The organism is Saccharopolyspora sp. NPDC003752 (genome assembly GCF_053605825.1).
In genome coordinates, this window is the sequence record NZ_JBSGJZ010000009.1 from 31916 (window position 1) to 55097 (window position 23182).

The following is a 23182-nucleotide window of genomic DNA, read 5'->3' on the forward strand; positions in this document are numbered from 1 at the left end:
CTCCGCTCGTCCCTCCCCGCACCTCACCCGGCCGACACCGAGCTCCCGACCCCGTTTCCCGCAATTTCCATTGAAATCGAACCTTCGATTTCAATGGAAATTGCGGATCAGGTCGGGCCGGACCACCGGCCCACCCCGGACTACCGGCCTGATCCCCGGGCCACCGGCCTGATCCCCTCGGTCGTCCGGGTTCCGCCTTCGGTCCGCAATTTCCATTGAAGTTGGACCTTCGATTTCAATGAGGTGATCTCAGTGGATTTTGCCGTGTTCGTGGTGGGTGAGGGTGAGTGCGGCGCGGACGATCGCGGTGATTTTGCGGGGGCTGGCGGTGATGCGTTTGAGTGTGCGCCAGCGTTCGGTGAGGAGCGCAAAGCCGCGTTCTCCCTGGGCTCGTAGGCCTCTGAGCAGGGCGTTGTAGGTGCGGTTGTCGGCCTCGAGTGGGTGGCCTGTGAAGGATTTGTGGTGCTTGATCGGTGTGTGGACACCGATGCCGGCGCCCTGGAAACCGCCGTCGGCGAGTGTCGGTAGATCCAGCTGGGAGGCTGCCCAGTACAGGGCGCCGAGGACGTGGTTTTCGGCGGCGGTGATGTCGTGGACGCTGCCGGGCTCGACCGGTGAGGACCAGAGCGGGAAGCCGGTCGGGTCGGTGAGGACCAGGACATTGCCGCCGTGGGTGTGGTGTTTGCCGGAGAACCAGCGGTCGACCGGGTTGCCTTTCTTGTTCAGGGTTGTCTCGCCCAGTCGGTCGGAGGCGAACAGTTTGCCGTCCATGATCAGGTAAGGCTCGCCCTCCCTCGCTGCTTTCTTGAGTGCGTCGTGCAGGTCAGGGGCTTGTTCAGCGAGCACGCCGATGACCTCGTCGACGTAGCGGTAACCGGTCGCCCGTGCGATGTTGTTGTCCCGGGCCAAAGCGGGGATCGCGGTGCGGTCCCGGAACCACCGCAGACCCAGCACGGCCTGTTTGAACGGAGTCAAAGCCCGCCGCCCACGCGGGGTCCCGCGACGTCGGCGTTCCTCGGCCAGCAGGCGGCTGAGGTAGTGGGCGAGTTCGTCGGCGACATCAAGCGTGGCACGATAGGTGATCACGTGGGGTCCTGACTCTGCGGAAGATGATCTTGTGGTGAGACCTCTTCTACCAGGACCCCACGCCCACTCTCTTCAAACCCCCAGCACGCACCACCTCAAGAACCTCGGCCCCATTCCACTGAGATCACCTCAATGGAAATTGCGGATCAGGTCGGGTGGTTACTTCTTCTGGGGCGCGATGTTCTGCACTCCCGTGGTGTCCAGCTCCGCGACGCTGTAGGCCGCGTAGGTCTGGTACGGGCTCCGGCCCGCGAAGTACGGCGTGAGCTGGTCGTCGAGCTCCGCGACGCTGAAGGCGCCCGCCGCCGCCGTGAACTTCCGCTCCACCGTGGGCGCGGCCAGCAGCGCGACCATGTCGCCGTAGACCACGAAGACCTGGCCGTTGATCTCGTCCGCCGCCGGCGAGGCCAGGTAGGCCACGAACGAGCCCACCCGCTCCGGCGCCAGGATGTCCAGGTCGCCCCCGTTCGGGTCGTCGCTGAACACGTGGGCCGTCATCCCGGTCCGCGCCCGCGGGCAGATCGCGTTGGTGCGAACCCCGTACCGCGACAGCCCCTGCGCGCTCGACAGGGTCAGCGCGGTGATGCCGGCCTTCGCCGCCGAGTAGTTCGGCTGGCCCGCGGCGCCGAACAGGAACGCCTCCGACGTGGTGTTCACGATGCGGCCGTAGACGGGCCCGCCCGCCGCCTTGCTGGCGTTGCGCCAGTGCACCGCCGCAGCGCGCGAGACGGCCGCGTGGCCCTTGAGGTGGACGTGGATGACGTCGTCCCAGTCGCGCTCGGTGAGGTTGAAGATCATCGTGTCCCGCAGGACGCCCGCGTTGTTCACCACGACGTCCAGGCCGCCGAAGGTGTCCACGGCCGCCTCGACCAGCCGGTCGCCGGTGGACCAGTCGCCCACGTCGCCGGTCACCGCTACCGCGTCGCCGCCCGCGGACTTGATCTCGTTCACGACGTCCTCGGCGGCCGGGCCCATGTCGTTCACGACCACGTTGGCCCCGTGGGCCGCGAGCGCGAGCGCTTCCGCGCGCCCGAGCCCTGCGCCGGCGCCGGTCACGACCGCGGTGCGGCCCTCCAGCGTGCTGTCGCTCATCGCGTGCTCCTCGTCCTGCATCCGACGGTCCCGGCACGTCCGTGCCCGGTCTCGGGCCGAAAACTAGTATTCATTCTTCTAGCGAGCGCTCCCCAGTCCCACTGAGCGAGCCTGAAGCGGTCCGCTCTCGTCGCGGTGGTGTTTCAATGCGGATAGATAATGAATTCTAGGGCTGCGGGGCGCGTCGTCCCGCATGCGGATGGAGAAGCCAGATGCCCGAGGCCGTCATCGTCGAGGCCGGTCGAACGCCGGTCGGCAAGCGCTACGGAGCCCTGTCCGGGCTGCATCCCGCCGAACTCCTCGGCCTCGCCCAGCGGGGCGTGCTCGACCGGGCCGGCCCGGACCCGGCGAAGGTCGGCCAGGTCGTCGGCGGCTGCGTGACGCAGGTGGGGGAGCAGTCCAACAACGTCACCCGGAACGCCTGGCTGCACGCCGGCCTGCCCCACGCCACCGCGTGCACCAGCATCGACTGCGCCTGCGGCTCGTCCCAGCAGGCCGTGCACCTGGTCGCCGGGCTGATCGCCGGCGGCGCCGTCGACATCGGGATCGCCTGCGGCGTCGAGGCGATGAGCCGCGTCTTCCTCGGCGCGGCCCTGGCGCCGGGCACCGGCATCCCGGTGCCGGACTCCTGGTCGATCGACATGCCCGACCAGTTCACCGCCGCCGAGCGGATCGCCCGCAACCGCGGCATCACCCGCGCCGACGCCGACGCGCTTGGCGCGGCTTCCCAGCAGAAGGCGGCGGTCGCCTGGTCCGAGGGGCGCTTCGACGGCCAGATCATCCCCGTCGACGCGCCGGTCCTGACCGAGGACGGCCCCACCGGCGAAACCGCCCTGGTGACCCGGGACCAGGGGCTGCGCGAGACCACGACCGAGGGCCTCGCCAAGCTCAAGCCGGTGATCACCGACGGCATCCACACCGCGGGCAACTCCTCGCAGATCAGCGACGGGGCGGCGGCCGTGCTGCTGATGAGCCGGGAGCGGGCCGAGGCGGAGGGCCTGCGGCCGCGGGCCCGGATCGTCGCCTCCGGGATGGTGGGCTCCGACCCGTACTACCACCTCGACGGCCCCGTGCACGCCACGGCGCACGTGCTGGATAAGGCGGGCATGGCGCTCGGCGACATCGACCTGGTGGAGATCAACGAGGCCTTCGCGTCCGTCGTGCTGTCGTGGGCCCAGGTGCACCGGGCCGACATGGACAAGGTCAACGTCAACGGCGGCGCGATCGCGCTCGGGCACGCCGTCGGCTCCACGGGCGCCCGGCTGATCACCCAGGCCGTCCACGAACTCGAACGCAGCGACCGCTCCACCGCGCTGATCACCATGTGCGCCGGCGGCGCGCACGCCACGGCCACCATCGTCGAACGGATCTGAGATGACACGAGGAACTCTGGGGTTGAGCGAGGAGCACCGCGACCTGCGGGACTCCGTGCGGGCCTTCGCCGGCCGGCACATCACCGAGACCGAGGTGCGCGCGGCGGTCGATGCCGACGCGGAGCAGCTGCCGCCCTTCTGGAAGCAGCTGGCCGCGCAGGGCCTGCTCGGGCTGCACCTGCCGGAGGCTGTCGGCGGCGCCGGTTACGGGCTGCTCGAACTCGCGGTCGTCCTCGAAGAACTCGGCCGCTGCATGGCGCCCGGTCCCTTCCTGCCGACCACGCTCACCAGCGCGGTGCTGCGCGAGGCGGGGCACCAGGCGCACCTCCCGGCGCTCGCGGACGGAACGGCGACCGGCGCGCTCGCCCTCGGCGACGGGTTCACCGCCGAGCGCACCGCGGACGGCGGTCTCCTCGTCTCCGGGACCGCCAAGCCGGTGCTCGGCGCGCACCTCGCGGACGTGCTCGTCCTCCGCGTCGCGCTGGAGGGGGCGCAGGCGTGGGTGGTGCTGCCGCGCTCCGCGGTCGAGGTCGCCGAGGTGCCCAGCCACGACCTCACCAGGCGGCTCGCCGAGGTCGCGGTCTCCCGCGCGCAGGTGCCCGCCGAGGATGTCCTCGACGTCGCGCCGCACCGGCCGCACGACCTCGCCGCCACGCTCTTCGCGGCGGAGGCGTGCGGCATCGCCGACTGGTGCACCACGACCGCCGCCGAGTACGCCCGGGTGCGGGAGCAGTTCGGCCGGCCGATCGGGCAGTTCCAGGGCGTCAAGCACCGCTGCGCCCGCATGCTGGCCCGCACCGAGGCCGCCCGGGCCTGCGCCTGGGACGCCGCCCGCGCGCAAGACGCGCAGGACGCCGCCGACGAGGTTGAGCTGGCCGTCACCGTCGCGGGAGCCACCGGCGTCGAGGCCGGGTTCAGCACCGCGAAGGACTGCATCCAGGTGCTCGGCGGCATCGGGTTCACCTGGGAGCACGACGCCGGTCTCTACCTGCGCCGCGCGCAGACGTCGCGATTGCTCCTGGGAGCGACCGGCCACTGGCACCAGCGGGTGGCGCGCCTGGCGCTGGACGGCACCCGCCGCGCGGTTTCGGTGGACCTGCCACCGGAGGCGGAGGAGATCCGGGCGGTGGTGCGCGCGGAGCTCGCCGAGGCGGCCGCCCTGCAGGGAAAGGAGCGCATCGCCTACCTCGCCGAGCACGGCTACACCGCGCCGCACCTGCCGAAGCCGTGGGGCCGGGGCGCCGACGCCGTCGAGCAGCTCACCATCGCGGAGGAGATGCGGGCCGCGCAGGTGCGCGCCCACGACATGGTGATCGGGAACTGGGTGGTCCCGACCCTGATCCAGCACGGCGACGAGGAGCAGCAGCGCCGGTTCCTCCCCGCGACGCTCCGCGGGGACATCACCTGGTGCCAGCTGTTCTCCGAGCCGGGCGCGGGATCCGACCTGGCCGGCCTGTCCACCAGGGCGGAGAAGGTCGACGGCGGCTGGAAGATCAACGGCCAGAAGGTGTGGACCTCCATGGCCCGCGAGGCGCACTACGGCATCCTCCTCGCCCGGACCGACCCGGACGTGGCCAAGCACAAGGGACTGTCGTACTTCCTGCTGAACATGGACGCCCCGGGCATCACCATCAGGCCGCTGCGCGAGCTGACCGGCGATGCCCTGTTCAACGAGGTGTTCCTGGACGACGTCTTCGTGCCCGACGACATGCTGGTCGCCGAGCCCGGCGACGGCTGGAAGCTCGCCCGCACCACCCTGGCCAACGAGCGCGTCGCGCTCTCGCACGACTCGTCGCTGGGCACGGGCGGCGAAGCGCTGCTCGAACTGGCGGCGGCGGAAGCCGACGACCACCGCCTCGCGGTGCTGGGGCAGATCCTCTCCGACGCCCAGGCGGGCGCGTTGCTCGGTCTCCGCCAGACGATCCGCTCGCTGAGCGGGCAGCAGCCGGGATCGGAGTCGTCGATCGCCAAGCTCCTCGGCGTGGAGCACATCCAGCAGGTGTGGGAGACCGCGATGGAGTGGCAGGGGCCCGCGGCGCTGCTCAACGGCCAGCGGCCGTCCGCGGATTCTCCCGGCGCGACCTGGAAGTTCCTCAACACCCGATGCCTGTCGATCGCGGGCGGCACCACCGAGGTCCAGCTCAACATCGTCGGCGAGCGGCTGCTGGGGCTCCCGCGCGACCCAGAGCCCCGCCCCAAGCCCTGATCTGACGCACACAGGAGAAACGCAAGAATGGCGATCGACCTCGACGAGGCGCTGAACGCCCGGCCCGCGAGCCGCGAGATCTCGTGGACGCGGCGGGACGTGCTGCTCTACCACCTCTCGCTCGGCGCCGGCGCCCGCGCCGACACCGAGCCGGAGCTGCCCTACACCTACGAGGGCGGCCTCCAGGTGCTGCCGACCTTCGCGATGGTGGCGGGGCAGGGGATCTCCGCGGGCGACCGCGCCGAGCCGGGCCTGGCGCTGCCCGGGATCGACATCGACCTCCGCAAGATCCTGCACGCGGGGCAGGCGCTGCGCGTGCACCGGCCGCTGCCCGCGTCCGGCACGGCCACCGTCACCAGCCGCGTCGTGGACGTGTGGGACAAGGGCAAGGCGGCGGTGATCGTGCTCGAATCGACCGCGGCGGACGGCGACGGCGCGGCGCTGTGGACGACGACCATGCAGATCTGGGCGCGCGGCGAGGGCGGGTTCGGCGGAGAACCGGGACCGGACGTCGCGGCCGAACTGCCGGAGCGCGAACCGGATGTCGTGCTGGAGTCGCCCACGACGCCCGCGCAGGCGCTGATCTACCGGCTCAACGGCGACATGAATCCGCTCCACGCCGATCCCGGCTTCGCCCGGGCGGCCGGTTTCGACCGGCCCATCCTGCACGGCCTGGCCTCCTACGGGCTGGTCGCCAAGGCGATCGTCGACGGGCTGCTCGACGGCGACGCCGCCCGGCTGCGCGCGTTCGAGGTGCGGTTCGCCGGCACGCTGCTGCCGGGGGAGACCATCCGGACCGCGGTGTGGCGCGACGGCGGGCGGCTGGTGCTGCGCTCGACGTGCCCCGACCGCGACGACGCGCCCGTGCTGACCCACGCCACCGCGGAGGTGGCATCGTGACCGCCGCGCAGAAACAGCCGCTGGAACTGACCGCCACGCCCCGCAACGAAGGCGTCGACGCCGCGGTGTCGGCGGCCCGCCGGGTGATCGCGTCGCTGCTGCACGCCGGGGACGGGTCGGCGGCGGAGATGAAGGAGGTCGCGGACCGGCTCAACGCCGTCGCGGACCACCTCGACGAGCACGCGCCCGCGATGGACCAGCGGATGGTGGACATGTGGTCGGGGGAGGGCATCACCCGCCACGACCCCGTGACCGGCCCCGAGAACGCGATCGCGCCGCCGCTGCACCTGACCGGGAAGGACGACGGCTCGGTCGAGGGGGTGGTGGCGCTGGGCCTGCCGTACCAGGGGCCGCCCGGGCACGTGCACGGCGGGATCTCGGCGCTCCTGCTCGACCACACCCTCGGCGTGGCGAACCACTGGGCGGGTCAGTCGGGGATGACGGCGGAGCTCACGCTGCGCTACCACCGGCCGACCCCGTTGTTCGAGCCGCTGACCGTCACCGGCGAGCAGGTCGCGGTCGACGGGCGCAAGATCCGCACGACGGGCGCGATCACGGCCCGGGGCGAGGTCTGCGTGTCGGCCGAAGGCCTGTTCATCGCGAAGCACCTGCCGCGACCACGCTGACCCGGACCCGAAGGGCTCCCGGCCGGTGCGGGCACGTCGAGATGCGGCGGCCCCTGGGACGAGGGGCGCCGGTTTCGCGCGAAATCGCCGTCTCGGCCTCATGTGAGTGCCGGTTTCGCGCGAAATCGCCACTGGCGGCGGGGAGCGTGCTCGGAGCCGTCCTGGGACGACCCTGTCCAGCACGGGGTCCTTCGATGGTCGGGCTCGTGCGCCGGTTACGACGGCCAGTGGTTTCCGGGGAGTCGGTCGGCGGGCGTCGGTCTGCCGATGTAGAAGCCCTGGGCTTGGTCGCACCCGAGACGGCGGAGGAGGTCCAGTTGCCCCGCCGTTTCGACGCCTTCCGCCACCACCGTGAGCTTCACCGCGTGCGCCATCGCGATGATGCTGCTGACGATCGCTTCGGAGTCGGGGTTCTCGTCCACCCCGGTGATGAACGAGCGGTCGATCTTGAGCGTGTCCAGGGGGAGTCGTTGGAGCTGTGCGAGTGAGGAGTAGCCCGTCCCGAAATCGTCGATCGCCAGCCTCACCCCGAGCCGGCGCAGGTTGCTGAGCACCTGCGCCGCCGCCGTCGGGTCGTGCATGAGGGCGCTTTCGGTGACCTCCAGGCAGACGGCGCCGGCCGGCAGCCCCGCTTCGGTGAGGGCTTCGTGCACGTCGTTGTGCAGGTGGGGGTCGTCGAGCTGGCGTGCGGAGAGGTTCACCTTGAGCCGGAGATCGAGCTGGTGCCGGGCGCGGTAGGCCGCTAGTTCACGGCTGGCCATGCGCAGCATGTGGGCGCCGATTCCGTGGATGACGTCGCTCTCCTCGGCCAGCGGGATGAACTCCGCCGGCGACACCGTGCCGTACAACGGGTGCGTCCACCGCAGCAGTCCTTCCACGGCGACAGTCCGCCCGGTGCCCAGATCGATGATGGGCTGGTAGGCCATCCAGAGCTGGTCCTTCTGCGCCGCTTCGCGGAGGTCTTGCTGCAGGAGGAGGTGGCGCTGCATGCGTTCGCGCAGTCGCACGTCGAAGAACGCGGTCCGCCCGCGGCCGAGCGTTTTGGCGTGGTACATGGCAACATCGGCGTCGCGGAGCGCGTCCGCGGCCGTCCTCGGGTCACCGGAGGGCGCCAGCACGATCCCGATGCTGGCGTCGACGCGCAGCTTCCGGCCCTCCACGTTGATCGGATCGGCGATGTTCCGGCGCAGCTCCTCGGCGAGCAAGAGGAGCTTCCTGCGATCGTCCTCGGCGCGAGCGATGACGACGAACTCGTCACCGCCGAGCCGGCCGACCACTTCGCCCTCGCCCACCAGTTGCTGCAGCCGCTCGCCCACGACGCGCAGCACCTCGTCGCCGACACCGTGCCCCAGCGAGTCGTTGATGACCTTGAACTCGTCCAGGTCGATGAACAGCACCCCGGCGGGGCGGGTGGATCGCAACGCGGAATCGAGGCGCCGGAGCACCAGGGTGCGGTTGGCCAGGCCGGTCAGCGGGTCGTGCGTGGCCTCCCGCTCCAGCCGCTCCCGGATCGCCCGGGACTCGGTGATGTCGGTGAACGAGAGGACGACCGGGTGCGGCGCGTCGCTGTCCGGGGTGAGCGACCGCGAGGTCACCGAGAGCCACACGCTGCGTCCATCGCCTCGGCGGGTACCGATCACCCGGGCGTTCTCCGGGGCTCCGGTGCGGTGGGTCTGCGTCGCCGGTCGAGCGTCCAGCGGGATCGGCGTCCCGGTCTCGTCGAACAGCGGCCAGTCCCCGAGGTACGAGCCCACCACCTCCGTCCGGGCGGTGCCGAGGATCTGCGCCGCAGCGGGGTTCGCGGACAGGACGAGCCCCTTCGCGTCGGCCACGATCACTCCTTCGTCCAGCGCGTTCACGACGGTGGCGTAGTCCTGCTCGGCCCGTCGGCTCGCTGTCTCGTCGGCACATACCAGGACGAAACCGGACGGCATCTCCGCAGCGGAGACGCGGATGGCCAGTGCGGATCCGTCGGCGTGCAGGTGTCGAGCCTCCGTGATGCCGCCGGCGTCGAGCAGCTCCGCGGGATCCAGCGGCGCGCCGACCACCGCGCCGATCTGCCGGCCGATGGCCTGCTCGGGGGACAGCCCGTAGATGGCCGCTGCCGCCCGGTTCCAGCTGGTCACCATCCCGTCCCGGGTGGTGGCGATGATCGCGTCGCTGACGTGCTGGACCAGCGCGGCCTGGTGGTGCAGCACCACCTCGGCCGGTTGGTGGGCGGTGACGTCCCGTTGGATGATCTGGAACGCGGGGCGGCCCGCCCAGTTGATGCGCACCGCCACGGATTCGACCGGGATGGTGCTGCCGTCGAAACGCCGCATCTCGACCTCGGCCGGCATCGTGGCCGTTCCCGGGGTGGTCAGCGCCGCGAGCCGCTCCTGGACGCCCGGCATCGCGTGCCCGGCGACGAGGTCGGCGATCGGGCGGCCGACGATCTGCGCGCTGGACTCGGCCGCGAGCATGCGGACGGTAGCGGGGTTGGCGTAGACGGCCTTCCGATCTTGGTGGACCCAGATCGAGTCCGGGCTGTGCTCGACGAAGACCCGGTAGCGGGCGGCCAGGTCGGACATCGCCTGCCGGTCCTCCCGCGCCCGCGTGACATCGGTGGTGATCCCGAGCAGGCGACCGGTTCGGGCGTCCCCGACCAAGCGAGCGCGGGAACAGAGCAGCCGTTCGTCCCCGGTCGCCGTCGTGCAGTGCTGTTCGTGCCCGAAGACCTCCCCGGTCGGGGCGGAGCGGGCGGTCGCGATCAGCGGGCGGATGAGCTCGATGAGCCGGGCGCGGAGGTCGTCGTGGGTCGCGCCGGGCAGGCCCAGCAGGGCGTCCAGGCCGGCCGCCCAGGTCGGCTCGTCATGGGCGAAGCCGTACGACCAGGGGACCGCCTCGTTCAACGACCACATCGCGTCCAGGAGCTCGCGATCGATCACCGCGAACCCATCGGCATCATGCGGGTCGGTCATAGCCCTCCGGAAACCACCAGGAAGCGGTGGGGAGAATCCGCCCGGTCGGACTCCCGCTCGGTCGGGCGGTCCACCATGGCGTGCCGTCATTTCTAGACGCGTTCCGACGTGCATTCAAGCTCGGTTCGTTCAAGGTCGAACTTGACCGATTAAGCCATTGTCGGCGCTGTGCCCAGCGAAAACCGGTGGTCCGCAAGTGGCGCCCGGGGCGAGGTGCAATCCGGGCCCGTTTGAACAGTCCTCGTGTTCGCGATGCGCTGGACCGCTTCGAGTGCGGGGTAGTTCTGATCTTGATCCGGCCTGCACGAGATCGCGAGGCGCTCACCCGGCGAACCCTGGTGGAGATCCCGTCGTACGCCGGGAGGCGTGATCGGCGCCGTTCCGCTCTTGATCTACTGGGCGCTGGTTCGCCGACCCGGTGCGAACCGGAGTCGAAGGGATTTCTCCATGGGCCGCAGGATCATCCTCGATGTCGACACCGGCACGGACGACGCCGTCGCCATCATGTTCGCCGCGCTGCACCCCGATCTCGATCTGATAGGCATAACCACGGTCAACGGCAATGTGCCGCTGGAGAACACCACGGACAACACGCTGCGGGTCCTGGACTGGATCGGGAGGCCGGACATCCCGGTCTTCGCAGGCCTGTCGAGGCCCGTCGCCCGCCGGGGTTTCCCCGGGGGAAGGCATTTCGAACGGGACACCGATCAGGACCCGCACGGCAGCGAGCTGCCGATTCCGGCCCCGCACAGCGAAGTTCGGGACACCGGAGCCGTCGAGTACCTGGTGGAAACACTGCGATCGACCACCGAGCGGCTCACCTTGGTCCCGGTCGGCCCGTTGAGCAACATCGCCACCGCGCTCGCGATCGATCCGTCCTTGACCGAAGCCGTCGACGAGTTGGTCGTCATGGGCGGTGGCCACGGTGTCACCAACGTGACCGCGTCCGCCGAGTTCAACGTCTGGGCCGACCCCGAAGCGGCGGCCGTCGTCCTCTCGGCCGGCTTCGATCGCCTTACCCTCGTGACGCTGGACGCGACCCACCAGGCGTTGATCACGCTGGAGGACTGCGACGCGCTCGAAAACCTGGCGACCCCAGCGGGAATCGCGTCCGCCCGGATCATCAGGCGCCGGATCGACGCCTACGCGTCGGCGATGACGATCGAGCACGCGGCACCGGTGCACGACGTGCTCTGCACGGCCTACCTCGTGCGGCCCGAGGTCGTCACCACGCGGCACCTGCCCGTCGCGGTGGACACGACCAGCCCGCTCACCATCGGCCGAACGGTCATCGACACCCGCCCGGACACGCCGCAGGAACCCAACGCGCACATCGCGTTCAGCGCGGACGCACGCATGCTGTCCGGGCTCCTCGCCAGTACTTTCGCCCGCGACGCTCGCGCCGGCCAGCCGGGCTGAACCTCGGGACGACGCCCGGCGTCGTCGGACGATCAGCGCGCGAGCCCAGGGAAATCCGGGTGCGAAGGCCCCGGTCGTTCAGCCGGAGCGAACGGCCGGGGTCTTCGCGCTCCGCCGGGCTAGACGTCCTCGCGGACCGCGGTTCGGATCACCTTGCCCGTGGCGTTGCGCGGCAGCCGGTCGTGGGTGATCCGCCAGCGCGACGGCACCTTGAAGTAGGCCAGCTGGTCCCGGGCGTGGTCGCGCAGCTCCTCCTCGGTGAGCCCGCTGCCGGGATCCGTGACCACCACCGCGAACACCTCCTGGCCGAGGTCGGCGTGCGGGACGCCCAGCACGGCGCACTCCTGGACCTGCGGGTGCTCGGCGAGGACGCCCTCGACCTCCGCCGGGTAGACGTTCTCCCCGCCGCGGATGATCAGGTCCGAGCGCCGGCTGCTGAGCCGGAGCCTGCCCCGCTCGACCACCCCGATGTCGCCGGTGTGCAGCCACCGGTCCTCCCGGATGGTGTCGCCCGTCGCCTTCGGGTCGTTCCAGTAGCCGAGCATGTTGTAGGCGCTGCGGACGCACACCTCGCCCTCTTCGCCGTCCGGCAAGGGGATTCCGAGCGGGTCGCGGGTCTCGAGCTGGACGCCGGCGATCGGCCGGCCGAGGGTGCCCGGCGCCTCGGCGAGGTCCGCCGGGCTCGCGGCGGTGAGCGCCGTGCAGGTCTCGGTCATCCCGTAGCTGTCCACGAGGGACTTCTCCGCGAAGGGGAGCTTCTCCCGCAGGCGCTGCTTGAACGCCGTGGACGACGGCGCGGAGGCGAGCGAGAACGCGGTGAGGGCCGAGAGGTCGTACTTCGACACGTCGCCGTGCTCCAGCAACCGGTGGGCCTGGGTCGGCACCGCGCCCCAGTTGGTCACCCGCTCCCGCGCCACCAGGCCGAGCACCGCGTCCACGTCGAAGGCGCCCTGGTGCATGACGACGGTGCTGCCGGTCGCGAGCCTCGGCACCGCCAGGTTGTGCAGGCTGGCGATGTGGAACAGGGGCAGCGCCAGGAGGTATCGCCGGTCCTGCGGGGCGACCGGATCGCGCAGCGCCGCGGCGAGGGCGTCGTTCATGCGGTGGTACTCGACGACCGAGCACACGTTGCGGTGCGAGTGGACGGCTCCCTTGGGGCGGCCGGACGTCCCGCTGGTGAACAGGACGATCGCGGGGTCGTCCTCGGCCACTTCCACGGCGGGCAGCGGCGCGCCCGCGTACCGCTGGACCAGGTCGCCGACCTGCCGCTCCATGCGGAGCAGCGGCACGGAGCCGTTCTCCAGCAGGGCGGCGCGCTTGGCGTCGGCGACGATCACGTGCGGCTCGACGAGGCCGACGCCGTGGTCCAGCTCGCGGGCCGACCACCAGGCGTTGAACCCGACGGCGATGCCGCCCACGGCCATCGTGGCCCAGAACGCGAGGATCCATTCCGGCGTGTTGGCGGCGGCGATCGCGACCCGGTCGCCCTTGCCGACGCCGAACTCCTCGCGCAAGGCGGCGGCCAGCGCGGCGACCTGTTCGGCGTGCTCGCGGAAGGAGATCCGCCGGTCGGTCGTCACGATGTAGTCGCGGTCGCCGTGCGCGGTGGAACCGGCGAGGATCTCGGCGAGCGACCCGGCCCGGTTCTTGAACACCGGCAGCCGCGCGCCGAGCACGTCTTCTTCGGCGAGTTCGAAAGCGCCGCCAGGCCCGGTCAGGGCGGTCACGACGGCAGCAGGTTCGGTTGTGCTCATGGGTGGGCGTTCCTCCAGCTGCTGACCGGGACGTTGAGCGCATCAAATCGTGCGGCACCCGGTGCGGACAACAGCCGCAGGTTTCCGTTCATCGGGACGCCCGCTCGCCCGTCTTCCCGCTGAGCGGGACGGTCCGCTCGGCTCTGCCCCGATCCGCCCCACCCTTTGCGGGGCAGGCGCAGCACACGTCGATCTGGGAGTCGCCGCATGGGCATCTTGCAGGGCAAGGTCGCACTGGTCACCGGGGCCGGGCAAGGCGTCGGGCAGGGCATCGCGCTCGCGCTGGCCGGGGAGGGCGCGTCCGTGGCGGTGGTCGGGCGCACCGAGGCGAAGCTGAGCGCCACCTGCGAGCTGATCCGCGAACGCGGCGCCGAGGCCGTGCCGTTCACCGTCGACGTGGCGGACACCGCCGCCATCCCGCCGCTGGTGGAGCAGGTCGTCCGCACGCTGGGCGGCGTCGACGTGCTCGTCAACAACGCCTACACCGGCCACTACGGGCCGCTGCTGTCGATGAGCGACGACGACTTCCAGCGGGGCTTCCGGACCGCGCCGTTCGCCGCGTTCGCCTTCATGAAGGCCTGCCACCCGCACCTGAAGGCCCGCGGCGGCGGCTCCATCGTCAACCTCGTCACCTCCGCGATGGTGCGCTGGGATCCCACGACCTACGGCGCGTACGCCGCGGCGAAGCAGGCCCTGCGCTCGCTCACCCGGACCGCGGCGGCGGAGTGGGGGCGCGACGGGATCCGCGCGAACTCCATCGCGCCCCACGCCCTGTCCCCGGGGCTGGAGGCATGGGTGGCGAAGAACCCGGAGGAGGCCGCCGAATTCGTCAAGTCCATCCCGCTCGGCCGCATCGGCGAGTGCGAAGCGGACATCGGGCGCGCGGTCGTCGCCCTGGTCGGCCCGGACATGCGCTACCTCACCGGGGCCACCGTGCCCCTGGACGGCGGCCAGGCCTTCTTCGGCTGACCCGGTCCTCCCGATGGGCGGGATGGCCGGGGTGCGGGATCTCCCCGGCGACCTACCGTCCGCGCAGAAACCGAACAGGAGCATTCGTGACCACCACCGACAGGACCGTTCCGGACGTCTTCAGCCCCGGCAGGATCGGCCCCCTGACCCTCCGGAACCGGACCATCAAGGCCGCCACCTACGAAGGTCTCAGCCACAAGGGCAGGGTCACCCGGGATCTCGTCGACTTCCACGTCCGGCACGCGGCCGGCGGCGTGGGCATGACCACGGTCGCCTACTGCGCGGTGTCTCCCGAAGGGCGTACCGACCGGCACCAGATCCTGTGGACCCCGGAATCGCTGCCGGGCCTGCAGAAGCTCACCGCCGCGGTCCACGCCGAGGGCGCCGCCGCGTCGGCGCAGATCGGGCACGGCGGCCCGGTCGCCAACCCCAAGGGCAACGGCGCGCCCGCGCTGGCACCGAGCCGGCACTTCCACAAGACCACGCTGAGCTTCGCCAAGGAGGCCACGCGGGACGATCTGCGCCGCATCGTGCGGGATCACGCCCGGGCGGCGCGCATGGCCATCGACGCGGGCTTCGACGCGGTCGAGGTGCACCTGGGCCACAACTACCTGGCCAGCTCCTTCCTGAGCCCGAAGCTCAACCGCCGCACCGATTCCTACGGCGGGAGCCTGGAGAACCGGGCGCGGTTCGCGCGGGAGATCATGACGGCCGTCCGCGAGGCCGTCGACGACCGGATCGCGATCATCGCCAAGATGAACATGGACGACGGCGTGCCGGGCGGCTTCTGGCTCGACGAGGCGATCGCGGTGACCCGCTGGCTGGAGTCCGACGGCACGGTCGACGCCCTGGAGATGACCGCGGGCAGCTCGTTGAGCAACCCCATGTACCTGTTCAAGGGCGACGCGCCGCTGGAGGCGTTCGCCGACGTCATGCCCCAGCCCATCAAGCTCGGCGTGAAGCTGGTCGGGAACAAGGTGCTGCGGGAGTACCCCTACCGGGACGGCTTCCTGCTCGAGGACGCCCGCCAGATCCGGGCCGCCGTCGAGCTGCCGATGATCCTGCTCGGCGGCATCACGAACCGGGGGATCATGGACCAGGCGATGGCCGAGGGCTTCGAGTTCGTCGCGATGGCCCGCGCCCTGCTCCGCGAGCCCGACCTGGTGAACCGGATCGAGGCCGACGCGGGCGTCCGGTCGCTGTGCAACCACAACAACCGTTGCATGCCAACGAACTTCACCGGCACGCGCTGCGTCCTGGTCGACCGGAGCACCACGCGTTCCGCGACCTGGGGCACCGAGGCCGGCTACGTCTCCTGAAGCGGCGAGGACCGATGACCGAGCGACGAGAGACCATCGCCGATCTGCTGCTCGACCGGATCGGTGACCACCGGCCGGGGCTTCGCTCCCGGGAGCGGAGCTGGACCTGGGACGACGTCGTCCGGGACAGCGCCGCCCGCGCCGACCTGTTGCGGCGGCTGCGCGACGAGGACCGGCCCTTCCACATCGGGATCCTCCTGGACAACGTCCCGGAGTTCATCCTCTGGCTGGGCGCCGCGGCGCTCAGCGGGGCGACGGTGGTGGGCATCAACCCCACCCGCAGCGGCGCCTACCTGGCGGAGGAGGTGCGCAACACCGACCTCCAGCTGGTGGTGACCGACGCGGCGGGGCTGGAGATCCTCGACGGTCTCGACATCGGCGTGGCGCGGGACCGCTTCCTGCTCGTGGATTCGGCGGAGTACGCCGAGCGGCTCCCGAGCCGGGCCGAACCGGCCAAGGACCCGTCGGTCGCGGCCGCGACCCGGATGCTGCTGCTGTTCACCTCCGGGACCACCGGCGCGTCCAAGGCCGCGATCTGCTCCCAGGGACGGCTCGTCGGGCTGGCGTACCAGAACACCGCGAAGTACCGCATCGGCCGGGACGACGTCTGCTACTGCTGCATGCCGCTGTTCCACGGCAACGCGCTGATGGCCCTCTGGGCGCCCGCCCTGCTCGCGGGGGCGTGCGTCGTGCTCACGCCGAAGTTCACCGCGTCGGGTTTCCTGGACGACGTTCGCCATTACGGCGCAACGTACTTCACCTACGTCGGCAAGGCGCTCGGCTACATCCTCGGCCGGCCGGAACGACCGGACGACGCCGACAACACGCTGACGCACGGCTTCGGCACCGAGGCGTCGCCGGAGGACCAGGCCGAGTTCAAGCGCCGCTTCGCGGCGACGCTGTACGAGGGCTACGGGTCCAGCGAAGGCGCCGGGATGATCAACCAGGCCCCGGACGGGCCGCCCGCGGCGCTCGGGGTGCCCGCGCACGCGGGCGTCCGCGTCGTCAACCCGGAGACCCGCGAGACCTGCCCGCCCGCGAAGCTGGACGAGCACGGCCGGGTGCTCAACGCCGAGCTCGCCATCGGCGAGATCGTCAACACCGAGGGCGCCGCGAAGTTCGAGGGCTACTACAAGAATCCGGCGGCCAACGCCGAACGGGTGCGCCACGGCTGGTACTGGACCGGCGACCTCGGGTACGTCGATCCGGCGGGCTACTTCTACTTCGCCGGCCGCTCGGGCGACTGGATCCGGGTGGACGGCGAGAACATCTCCGCGCTGCTGACCGAGCGGATCCTGCGCCGCCACCCCGATGTCGTCGCCGCCGGTGTCTTCGCGGTGCCCGACCCGCGCTCGGGCGACCAGGTGATGGCGGCCGTCGAGATCCCCGAGCGGATGAGCTTCGAGGGCCTCGGCCTGCCGGATTTCCTCGCGGGGCAAGAAGATCTGGGCGCCAAGGGCGCGCCGCGCTACATCCGCGTGTCGCACCAGCTGCCCACGACCGGCTCGAACAAGCTCCGCAAGAAGGAGATGCAGGCCGACGGCTGGCGGACCACCGACGACGTGTACTGGTGGGCCGGTCGCGGCGAGCCGTCGTACGAGCTGATGACCGCGGCGGACAAGGAGTCCCTCCGCGAGCAGTTCGCCGCGAACGGCCGGCTGCGCTTCCTGCCCTGACCTTCCGCCGCCGCACCACCGGCCGGGACCGGCCGCACCGAGCCCAGGAACGAGGACTCCCGATGGATTTGCGCGAAACACCCGAGCAGCGCCGGCTCCGGCAGGAGCTGCGCGGCTACTTCGCCAGCCTGCTGCCCGAGGACGAACGCAGACGAGTGGGGGAGGAGGGCGTCGGCGGGGACAGGTTCCGGGAGGTCGTCAAGATGCTCGGCCGCGACGGCTGGCTGGGCATCGGCTGGCCGCGCGAGTACGGCGGCCAGGGCCGGTCGGTCGAGGAGCAGTACGTCTTCTTCGACGAGGTGCAGCGCGCCGGGCTGCCGTTCCCGTTCGTCACCGTGAACACCGTCGGCCCCACGCTGATGGAGTACGGCACGGAGGAGCAGAAGAAGGCGTACCTGCCCGGAATCCTCAGCGGCGACGTCGTCTTCGCCATCGGCTACACCGAACCCGACGCGGGCACCGACCTCGCCTCGCTGAAGACCCGGGCGGTGCGCGACGGAGGGGGCACCTCCCGCTCGAGCGAAGCCGAGAGTGGGGGAGAGTACGTGGTCAACGGGCAGAAGATCTTCACCTCGGGCGCGAACACCGCGGACTACATCTGGCTCGCGGCCCGCACCGACGCGGAAGCGCCCAAGCACAAGGGCATCTCGATCCTGATCGTGCCCACCAGCGCCCCGGGCTTCTCCTGGAGCCCGATCCGGGCCGTCGGCGGCATGGTGGTCACCGCCACCTACTACAGCGACATCCGCGTCCCGGCCGGCGACGTCGTCGGCGCGGTCGACGGCGGATGGCGGCTGATCACCGCCCAGCTCAACCACGAGCGCATCGGCCTGGCCGCGCTCGGCGGGCGGATGATCCAGCTCTGGGAGCAGGTGCTGGCCTGGGCGAAGCGCACCGGGGTCGTCGAAAAGCCCTGGGTGCGGCGGGAAATGGCCCGGACCTACGCGAAGCTCGAAGCGATGCGCCTGATGAACTGGAAGATGACCACGGCCGTCGCGGAAGGCGCGCTGACCGGCGCGACCGCCGGCGCCGCGAAGACGTACGGCACCGAGACGCACATCGACGTGCAGCGCACGCTGACCCAGGTGCTCGGCGCGGCCGGCCGGATCCGCCCGGATTCGCCGGCGGCCGTGCTCGGCGGGCAGATCGAGCAGCTTTCCAGGCAGGGCATCGTCAACACCTTCGGTGGCGGCGTGAACGAGGTGCTGCGCGACATGGTCGCCACCCAGGGCCTCGGCCTGCCCCGGGCGAAGAGGGGCGCATGAGCGGCGAGCAGATGACCCCGGAGGCGGCGTACGAGCAGCGCCTCCAGTCCTACGCGGGGCGCGTCCTCCTGCCGGGCAGGCCGGGCCAGGACCCGGTCAACGTGCCGATGATCCGCCACTGGGTCGAGGCGATGGGCGACGCCAACCCGGTCTACCTCTCGGCCGAGGCCGCGCGGGCCACGGGCCGCGACGGCGTCGTCGCCCCGGCCTCGATGGTGCAGGCGTGGACCATGCGGGGCTACGCCGCCACCACGGCACCGCACGATCCCACGCCCTTCGACGAACTCGCCGCCCTGCTCGCGGAGGGCGGCTACACCTCGGTGGTGGCCACCGACTCCGAGTTCGAGTTCCACCGCGAACTCGTGCCCGGCGACGAGATCAGCACCGAGGAGGTCGTGGAGTCGATCTCCCCGGAGAAGCGCACCGGACTCGGCGCGGGGCGGTTCGTCACCACGGTGCGCACCTACCGCGACGCGAGCGGAACCGCGGTGGCGACCCAGAAGTGGCGCACCCTGCGGTTCCGGCCCGCCGAGAAGAAGGCGCTGCGGCCCCGGCCCGCCGTGAACCAGGACAACGAGTTCTGGTTCGCCGCGGCGAAGGAGAAGCGGCTGGTCGTCCAGCGGTGCCGGTCCTGCGAGACCCTGCGCCACCCACCCGGCCCGTGCTGCCCGCACTGCCAGTCCTTCGACTGGGACACCGTGACGGCTTCCGGACGCGCCACCGTCTACAGCTACGTGGTCGCGCACCACCCGCCGCACCCGGCGTTCGAATACCCGCTGGTGATCGCGGTCGTCGAACTGGCGGAGGGCACCCGGCTGATCACCAACCTGGTGGGCGTGGCGCCGGACGACGTCGCCATCGGCATGCCGGTCCGGCTCGACTGGCTCGAAGCGGACCCGCAGCTGACGCTGCCCGTGTTCCGCCCCGCGACCGACCGGCCCTGACCGTCCGGAGAAGGAGAACCCCGAATGGACTTCCACCTCAGCGACGAGCTGGTCGCGGTCCAGGACCTGTCCCGCAGCATCTTCGCCGACCGGGCCGCCACCGACCGGATCCGGGAGGTGGAGGCGTCGGAGACGCGCGTCGACGAGCGCCTCTGGGCGGACCTGGCCGGGGCCGGACTGGTGGGCATCGCGCTGCCCGAGGAGCACGGCGGAGCGGGCCTCGGCCTCGCCGGCCTGTGCGTGCTGCTGGAGGAGCAGGGCCGGTTCGTCGCATCTGTTCCACTGTGGACGGCGGGCGTGGCGGCGCTGGCGGTCGCCACCCACGGCGACGAGGAGCAGCGCGCCCGGATCCTGCCGGCGGCGGCCGACGGGAGCCTGCGGCTGGCCCTGGCGCTGGAGGAATTCGCCCCCGCCGAGCCCGGCGCGCCGGCGTGCGCCGCGACCGTCGACGGAAATGCCTGGCGGCTAACGGGAACCAAGGCGGTCGTGCCGTCCCCGCAGGGCGCCGACGCGGTGGTCGTGTCCGCGACCACGGACCGGGGGCCGGGGCTGTTCCTGGTGCGAGCGGACGCCGAAGGCGCGCGCTGGGAACAGGCCGAGACCACGACTCGGGACCTCAGCGGGCACCTCCACCTCGACCGGGCCGCCGGGCACGCGGTCGGCGATCCGGGCGGCGACGCGCTCCGCCGGACCCTGCACCGCGCCACCGCCGCCCTCGCGGCGATCCAGGCCGGGGTCGCGCGAGGAGCCCTGGCGCTCGCCGCCGGCTACCTCGGCCAGCGGCACCAGTTCGGCCGCCCCCTGGCCACCTTCCAGGCGGTCCAGCACCAGCTGGCCGACTGCTACATCGACATCGAGGCCATGCGGGTGACGCTGTGGCAGGCGATCACCTCGCTCGCCGACGAGGCGCCCGACGCCGGCGCCGCCGTGCTGGTGGCCAAGTGGTGGGCGGACCAGGCCGGGCTGGACGTCGTGCACCGCACCCAGCACGTGCACGGCGGCATCGGCGTCGACGTCGACTACCCGGCCCACCGGTTCTTCCTGTGGGGCAAGCAGATCTCCGGCACGTTCGGCGGAGCCGAGGCCGCCCTCGCCGGCCTGGGCGAGCACCTGGCCGTCGAGGAGGTGGTCTCGTGACGATCCCGCCGACGCGGGCCTTCGACGCGGTGCGCGTCGGGGAAGTCCTCCCGGAGCTGGAGATCCCGTTGACCCGCACCCTCGTCGTGGCCACCGCCATCGCGAGCCGGGACTTCCAGGACGTGCACCACGATCCGGGGCTGGCGGCCGAGCGCGGCTCCCAGGACGTGTTCATGAACATCCTCACGACCAACGGCCTGGTGGACCGGTTCGTCACCTCCTGGGCCGGCCCGGCCGCAGTGGTCAAGGCCATCCGGATCCGGCTCGGGGCGCCCAACTACCCGGGCGACGCGATGGTCCTCAGCGGCGCGGTGACCGGCAAGGACGAGCCGAACCGGCGCGTCCAGATCTCGGTCCGGGGCGAGAACGGCCTCGGCGCGCACGTCACCGGCACGGTCGACGTCCAGCTTCCCGGCACCCGGAAGGAATCCGCATGAGCCCGGCCAGCGGCACCGCGCTGTCCCGTTCGGCCGCGATCGTCGGCATCGGTGCGACGGAGTTCTCCAAGAAGTCCGGCCGCAGCGAACTGCAGCTGGCCACCGAGGCGGTGCTCGCCGCCGTGGCCGATGCCGGGCTGACGCCCGCCGACGTCGACGGCATGGTGACCTACACCGCGGAGTCGAGCTCCGACATCCACGTCGCCCGCAACGCGGGGATCGGCGATCTCACCTTCTTCTCCCGCGTCGGCTACGGCGGCGGGGCGGCGTGCGGCACGGTCGCGCACGCCGCGGCCGCCATCGCCACCGGGCTGGCGTCGGTCGTGGTCTGCTGGCGGGCGTTCAACGAGCGGTCGGGGGAGCGCTACGGCCTGGGCCAGGCCGACCGCGCGATGGACACCAGCGCCGACCGGGCCGCGTACTCGTGGATGACGCCGTACGGCCTGAACACCCCCGCCCAGTGGGTGGCCCTGTTCGCGCGCCGCTACCAGCACGAATACGGCGCCACCTCGGAGGATTTCGGGCGGGTCGCCGTGCTGGACCGCAAGCACGCCGCCACCAACCCCAACGCCTGGTTCTACGGGCGTCCGATCACCATGGCGGACCACCAGGCGTCGCGGTGGATCGCCGAGCCGCTGCACCTGCTGGACTGCTGCCAGGAAACGGACGGGGGCCAGGCGCTGGTGCTGGTCTCCGCGGAGCGCGCCCGGGACCTGCCGCACGCCCCGGTGGACGTGCTCGCCGCGGCGCAGGGTTCCGGCGCCGACCAGCACATGATGACGAGCTACTACCGGCCGTCGATCTCGGGCATCCCGGAGCTGGGGCTGGTCGGCGACCAGCTGTGGTCGCAGAGCGGGCTGCGCCCCGGCGACGTGCAGGCCGCGATCCTCTACGACCACTTCACCCCGCTGGTGCTCCCGCAGCTGGAGGAGCTCGGCTTCTGCGCCCGGGGCGAGGCGAAGGACTTCATCCGGGACGGTCACCTCGAACTGGACGGCAGGCTGCCCACCAACACCCACGGCGGCCAGCTCGGCGAGGCGTACCTGCACGGGATGAACGGCATCGCCGAGGCCGTCCGGCTGGTCCGGGGCACCTCGGTCAACCAGCCGGCGGGAGTGCGGAACGTGGTGGTCACGGCGGGAACCGGGGTGCCGACCAGCGGCCTGATCGTGGGAGCGGTGCGATGACGGTGGAAACGGCCCGCCCGGCGGGCGAATGGCGGGGCGTCGAGCTCGGCAGCCGCGTGGTCGACTACACCGAGCGGGACGCGATCCTCTACGCGCTGGCGGTCGGCGCCGCCGCAGCGGACCTGGACCTGGTCTTCGAGGAGCGGCTGCGCGTCCTGCCGACCTTCGCGCTGACGCTCGCGCAGTGGGCTCCCGACGAACTGGGCGCCCGAGGCGCTTTCGACACGCGCACCGCCGTGCACGGCTCACAGCGGCTCGAAGTGCTCGCCCCGCTGCCCCGCTCGGGTTCCCTGGCGATGACCGCGTCCGTGGCGCAGGTGTGGGACAAGGGCTCCGCGGCGATCTTCGAGGTGGCGGTGGAGAGCGACTACTTCGTCGCCACCTGGGCGCTGTTCGCCCCCGGCTGCGGCGGGTTCGGCGGCGAGCGCGGCCCGTCGAGCCCGAAGCGGCCGGAAGCCGCGGCCGACCACCGGCTCGACGTCGCCACCGCGCCGAACCAGGCGGCGCTGTACCGGTTGTTGGGGGATCGACACCACATGCACATCGATCCCGAAGCCGCCGAGGCGGCCGGGCAGCCGCGGCCGTTCCTGCACGGCCTGTGCACCCTGGCGGGCACGACCCTGTCCGTGGCGCGGCGCTACGGCGCCCATCCGGCCGACCTGCGCCGGTTGGAGGGTCGCTTCGCCGCTCCCGTCTTCCCCGGCGACCGGCTCTCGGTCGAGTGCTGGGGAGCCGGCGCGAGCGCGGTCGCCTTCGGCGCCGCGGTCGCGGAGCGCGCCGTGCTGACCGGTGGGACGGTCTCGTTCGGCTAGCGCCGGCGCCTGCCGACCGG

The 23182-nt window shown here is 71.7% G+C and carries 18 protein-coding genes; 14 read left to right on the forward strand and 4 right to left on the reverse strand.

What is annotated here, in order from left to right:
- Window positions 1-249: 249 nt before the first annotated feature.
- Window positions 250-1086 (reverse strand): transposase family protein, encoded by an 837-nt coding sequence (locus ACWEV3_RS14015; protein WP_452614215.1) that lies wholly within the window; start codon window positions 1084-1086, stop codon window positions 250-252.
- Between the two features lie 159 nt (window positions 1087-1245).
- Window positions 1246-2178: a 3-oxoacyl-ACP reductase gene (locus tag ACWEV3_RS14020; RefSeq protein ID WP_452614216.1), complete on the reverse strand. Its 933-nt coding sequence runs from the start codon at window positions 2176-2178 to the stop codon at window positions 1246-1248.
- A gap of 212 nt (window positions 2179-2390) precedes the next feature.
- On the opposite strand from ACWEV3_RS14020, the gene ACWEV3_RS14025 reads away from it, so the two are divergent.
- The 4 genes from ACWEV3_RS14025 to ACWEV3_RS14040 are packed head-to-tail and all read left to right on the forward strand — an operon-like array spanning window position 2391 to window position 7283.
- On the forward strand, window positions 2391-3551 hold the full coding sequence (locus ACWEV3_RS14025; RefSeq protein ID WP_452614217.1) for a steroid 3-ketoacyl-CoA thiolase: 1161 nt from the start codon (window positions 2391-2393) through the stop codon (window positions 3549-3551).
- 1 nt (window position 3552) lies between these two features.
- Complete coding sequence (locus tag ACWEV3_RS14030; protein WP_452614218.1) at window positions 3553-5757, forward strand: acyl-CoA dehydrogenase; 2205 nt, start codon at window positions 3553-3555, stop codon at window positions 5755-5757.
- Between the two features lie 27 nt (window positions 5758-5784).
- A complete protein-coding gene (locus tag ACWEV3_RS14035; RefSeq protein WP_452614219.1) occupies window positions 5785-6657 on the forward strand; it encodes a MaoC/PaaZ C-terminal domain-containing protein in 873 nt (290 codons plus the stop codon).
- Window positions 6654-7283 carry a PaaI family thioesterase gene (locus tag ACWEV3_RS14040; protein ID WP_452614220.1) on the forward strand — a complete coding sequence of 210 codons (630 nt, stop codon included), beginning with the start codon at window positions 6654-6656 and terminating at the stop codon, window positions 7281-7283. Before ACWEV3_RS14035 ends, ACWEV3_RS14040 begins: the two co-directional genes overlap by 4 nt.
- Window positions 7284-7498: 215 nt before the next feature.
- Here the strand turns inward: ACWEV3_RS14040 and ACWEV3_RS14045 are convergent, their stop codons facing one another.
- Window positions 7499-10243 carry a sensor domain-containing protein gene (locus tag ACWEV3_RS14045; protein WP_452614221.1) on the reverse strand — a complete coding sequence of 915 codons (2745 nt, stop codon included), beginning with the start codon at window positions 10241-10243 and terminating at the stop codon, window positions 7499-7501.
- Between the two features lie 447 nt (window positions 10244-10690).
- On the opposite strand from ACWEV3_RS14045, the gene ACWEV3_RS14050 reads away from it, so the two are divergent.
- Complete coding sequence (locus ACWEV3_RS14050) at window positions 10691-11662, forward strand: nucleoside hydrolase (protein WP_452614222.1); 972 nt, start codon at window positions 10691-10693, stop codon at window positions 11660-11662.
- Window positions 11663-11781: 119 nt separating this feature from the next.
- Here ACWEV3_RS14050 and ACWEV3_RS14055 read toward each other — a convergent pair whose 3' ends face one another.
- A complete protein-coding gene (locus tag ACWEV3_RS14055) occupies window positions 11782-13416 on the reverse strand; it encodes a class I adenylate-forming enzyme family protein (RefSeq protein WP_452614223.1) in 1635 nt (544 codons plus the stop codon).
- 207 nt (window positions 13417-13623) lie between these two features.
- Between ACWEV3_RS14055 and ACWEV3_RS14060 the strand changes: the two genes are divergently transcribed.
- The 9 genes from ACWEV3_RS14060 (at window position 13624) to ACWEV3_RS14100 (ending at window position 23162) form a co-directional block, all read left to right on the forward strand.
- Window positions 13624-14385 carry an SDR family NAD(P)-dependent oxidoreductase gene (locus ACWEV3_RS14060; protein ID WP_452614224.1) on the forward strand — a complete coding sequence of 254 codons (762 nt, stop codon included), beginning with the start codon at window positions 13624-13626 and terminating at the stop codon, window positions 14383-14385.
- An 86-nt stretch (window positions 14386-14471) separates the two neighbouring features.
- Window positions 14472-15704, forward strand: coding sequence for an NADH:flavin oxidoreductase (locus tag ACWEV3_RS14065; RefSeq protein ID WP_452614225.1), 1233 nt, complete (start codon window positions 14472-14474; stop codon window positions 15702-15704).
- A 14-nt stretch (window positions 15705-15718) separates the two neighbouring features.
- Entirely contained in the window at window positions 15719-17380 is a 1662-nt protein-coding gene (locus ACWEV3_RS14070) for an AMP-binding protein (RefSeq protein WP_452614226.1), read from the forward strand.
- Window positions 17381-17442: 62 nt separating this feature from the next.
- Entirely contained in the window at window positions 17443-18645 is a 1203-nt protein-coding gene (locus ACWEV3_RS14075) for an acyl-CoA dehydrogenase family protein (protein WP_452614227.1), read from the forward strand.
- Window positions 18642-19589 carry a bifunctional MaoC family dehydratase N-terminal/OB-fold nucleic acid binding domain-containing protein gene (locus ACWEV3_RS14080; RefSeq protein WP_452614228.1) on the forward strand — a complete coding sequence of 316 codons (948 nt, stop codon included), beginning with the start codon at window positions 18642-18644 and terminating at the stop codon, window positions 19587-19589. The genes ACWEV3_RS14075 and ACWEV3_RS14080 overlap by 4 nt, the downstream gene beginning before the upstream one ends.
- Before the next feature lie 24 nt (window positions 19590-19613).
- Window positions 19614-20726 (forward strand): acyl-CoA dehydrogenase family protein, encoded by a 1113-nt coding sequence (locus ACWEV3_RS14085; protein WP_452614229.1) that lies wholly within the window; start codon window positions 19614-19616, stop codon window positions 20724-20726.
- Window positions 20723-21163 (forward strand): MaoC family dehydratase, encoded by a 441-nt coding sequence (locus tag ACWEV3_RS14090; RefSeq protein WP_452614230.1) that lies wholly within the window; start codon window positions 20723-20725, stop codon window positions 21161-21163. Before ACWEV3_RS14085 ends, ACWEV3_RS14090 begins: the two co-directional genes overlap by 4 nt.
- Window positions 21160-22350 carry a lipid-transfer protein gene (locus ACWEV3_RS14095; protein WP_452614231.1) on the forward strand — a complete coding sequence of 397 codons (1191 nt, stop codon included), beginning with the start codon at window positions 21160-21162 and terminating at the stop codon, window positions 22348-22350. Before ACWEV3_RS14090 ends, ACWEV3_RS14095 begins: the two co-directional genes overlap by 4 nt.
- Window positions 22347-23162, forward strand: coding sequence for a MaoC/PaaZ C-terminal domain-containing protein (locus tag ACWEV3_RS14100; protein ID WP_452614232.1), 816 nt, complete (start codon window positions 22347-22349; stop codon window positions 23160-23162). Before ACWEV3_RS14095 ends, ACWEV3_RS14100 begins: the two co-directional genes overlap by 4 nt.
- The last annotated feature ends 20 nt before the right edge of the window (window positions 23163-23182 follow it).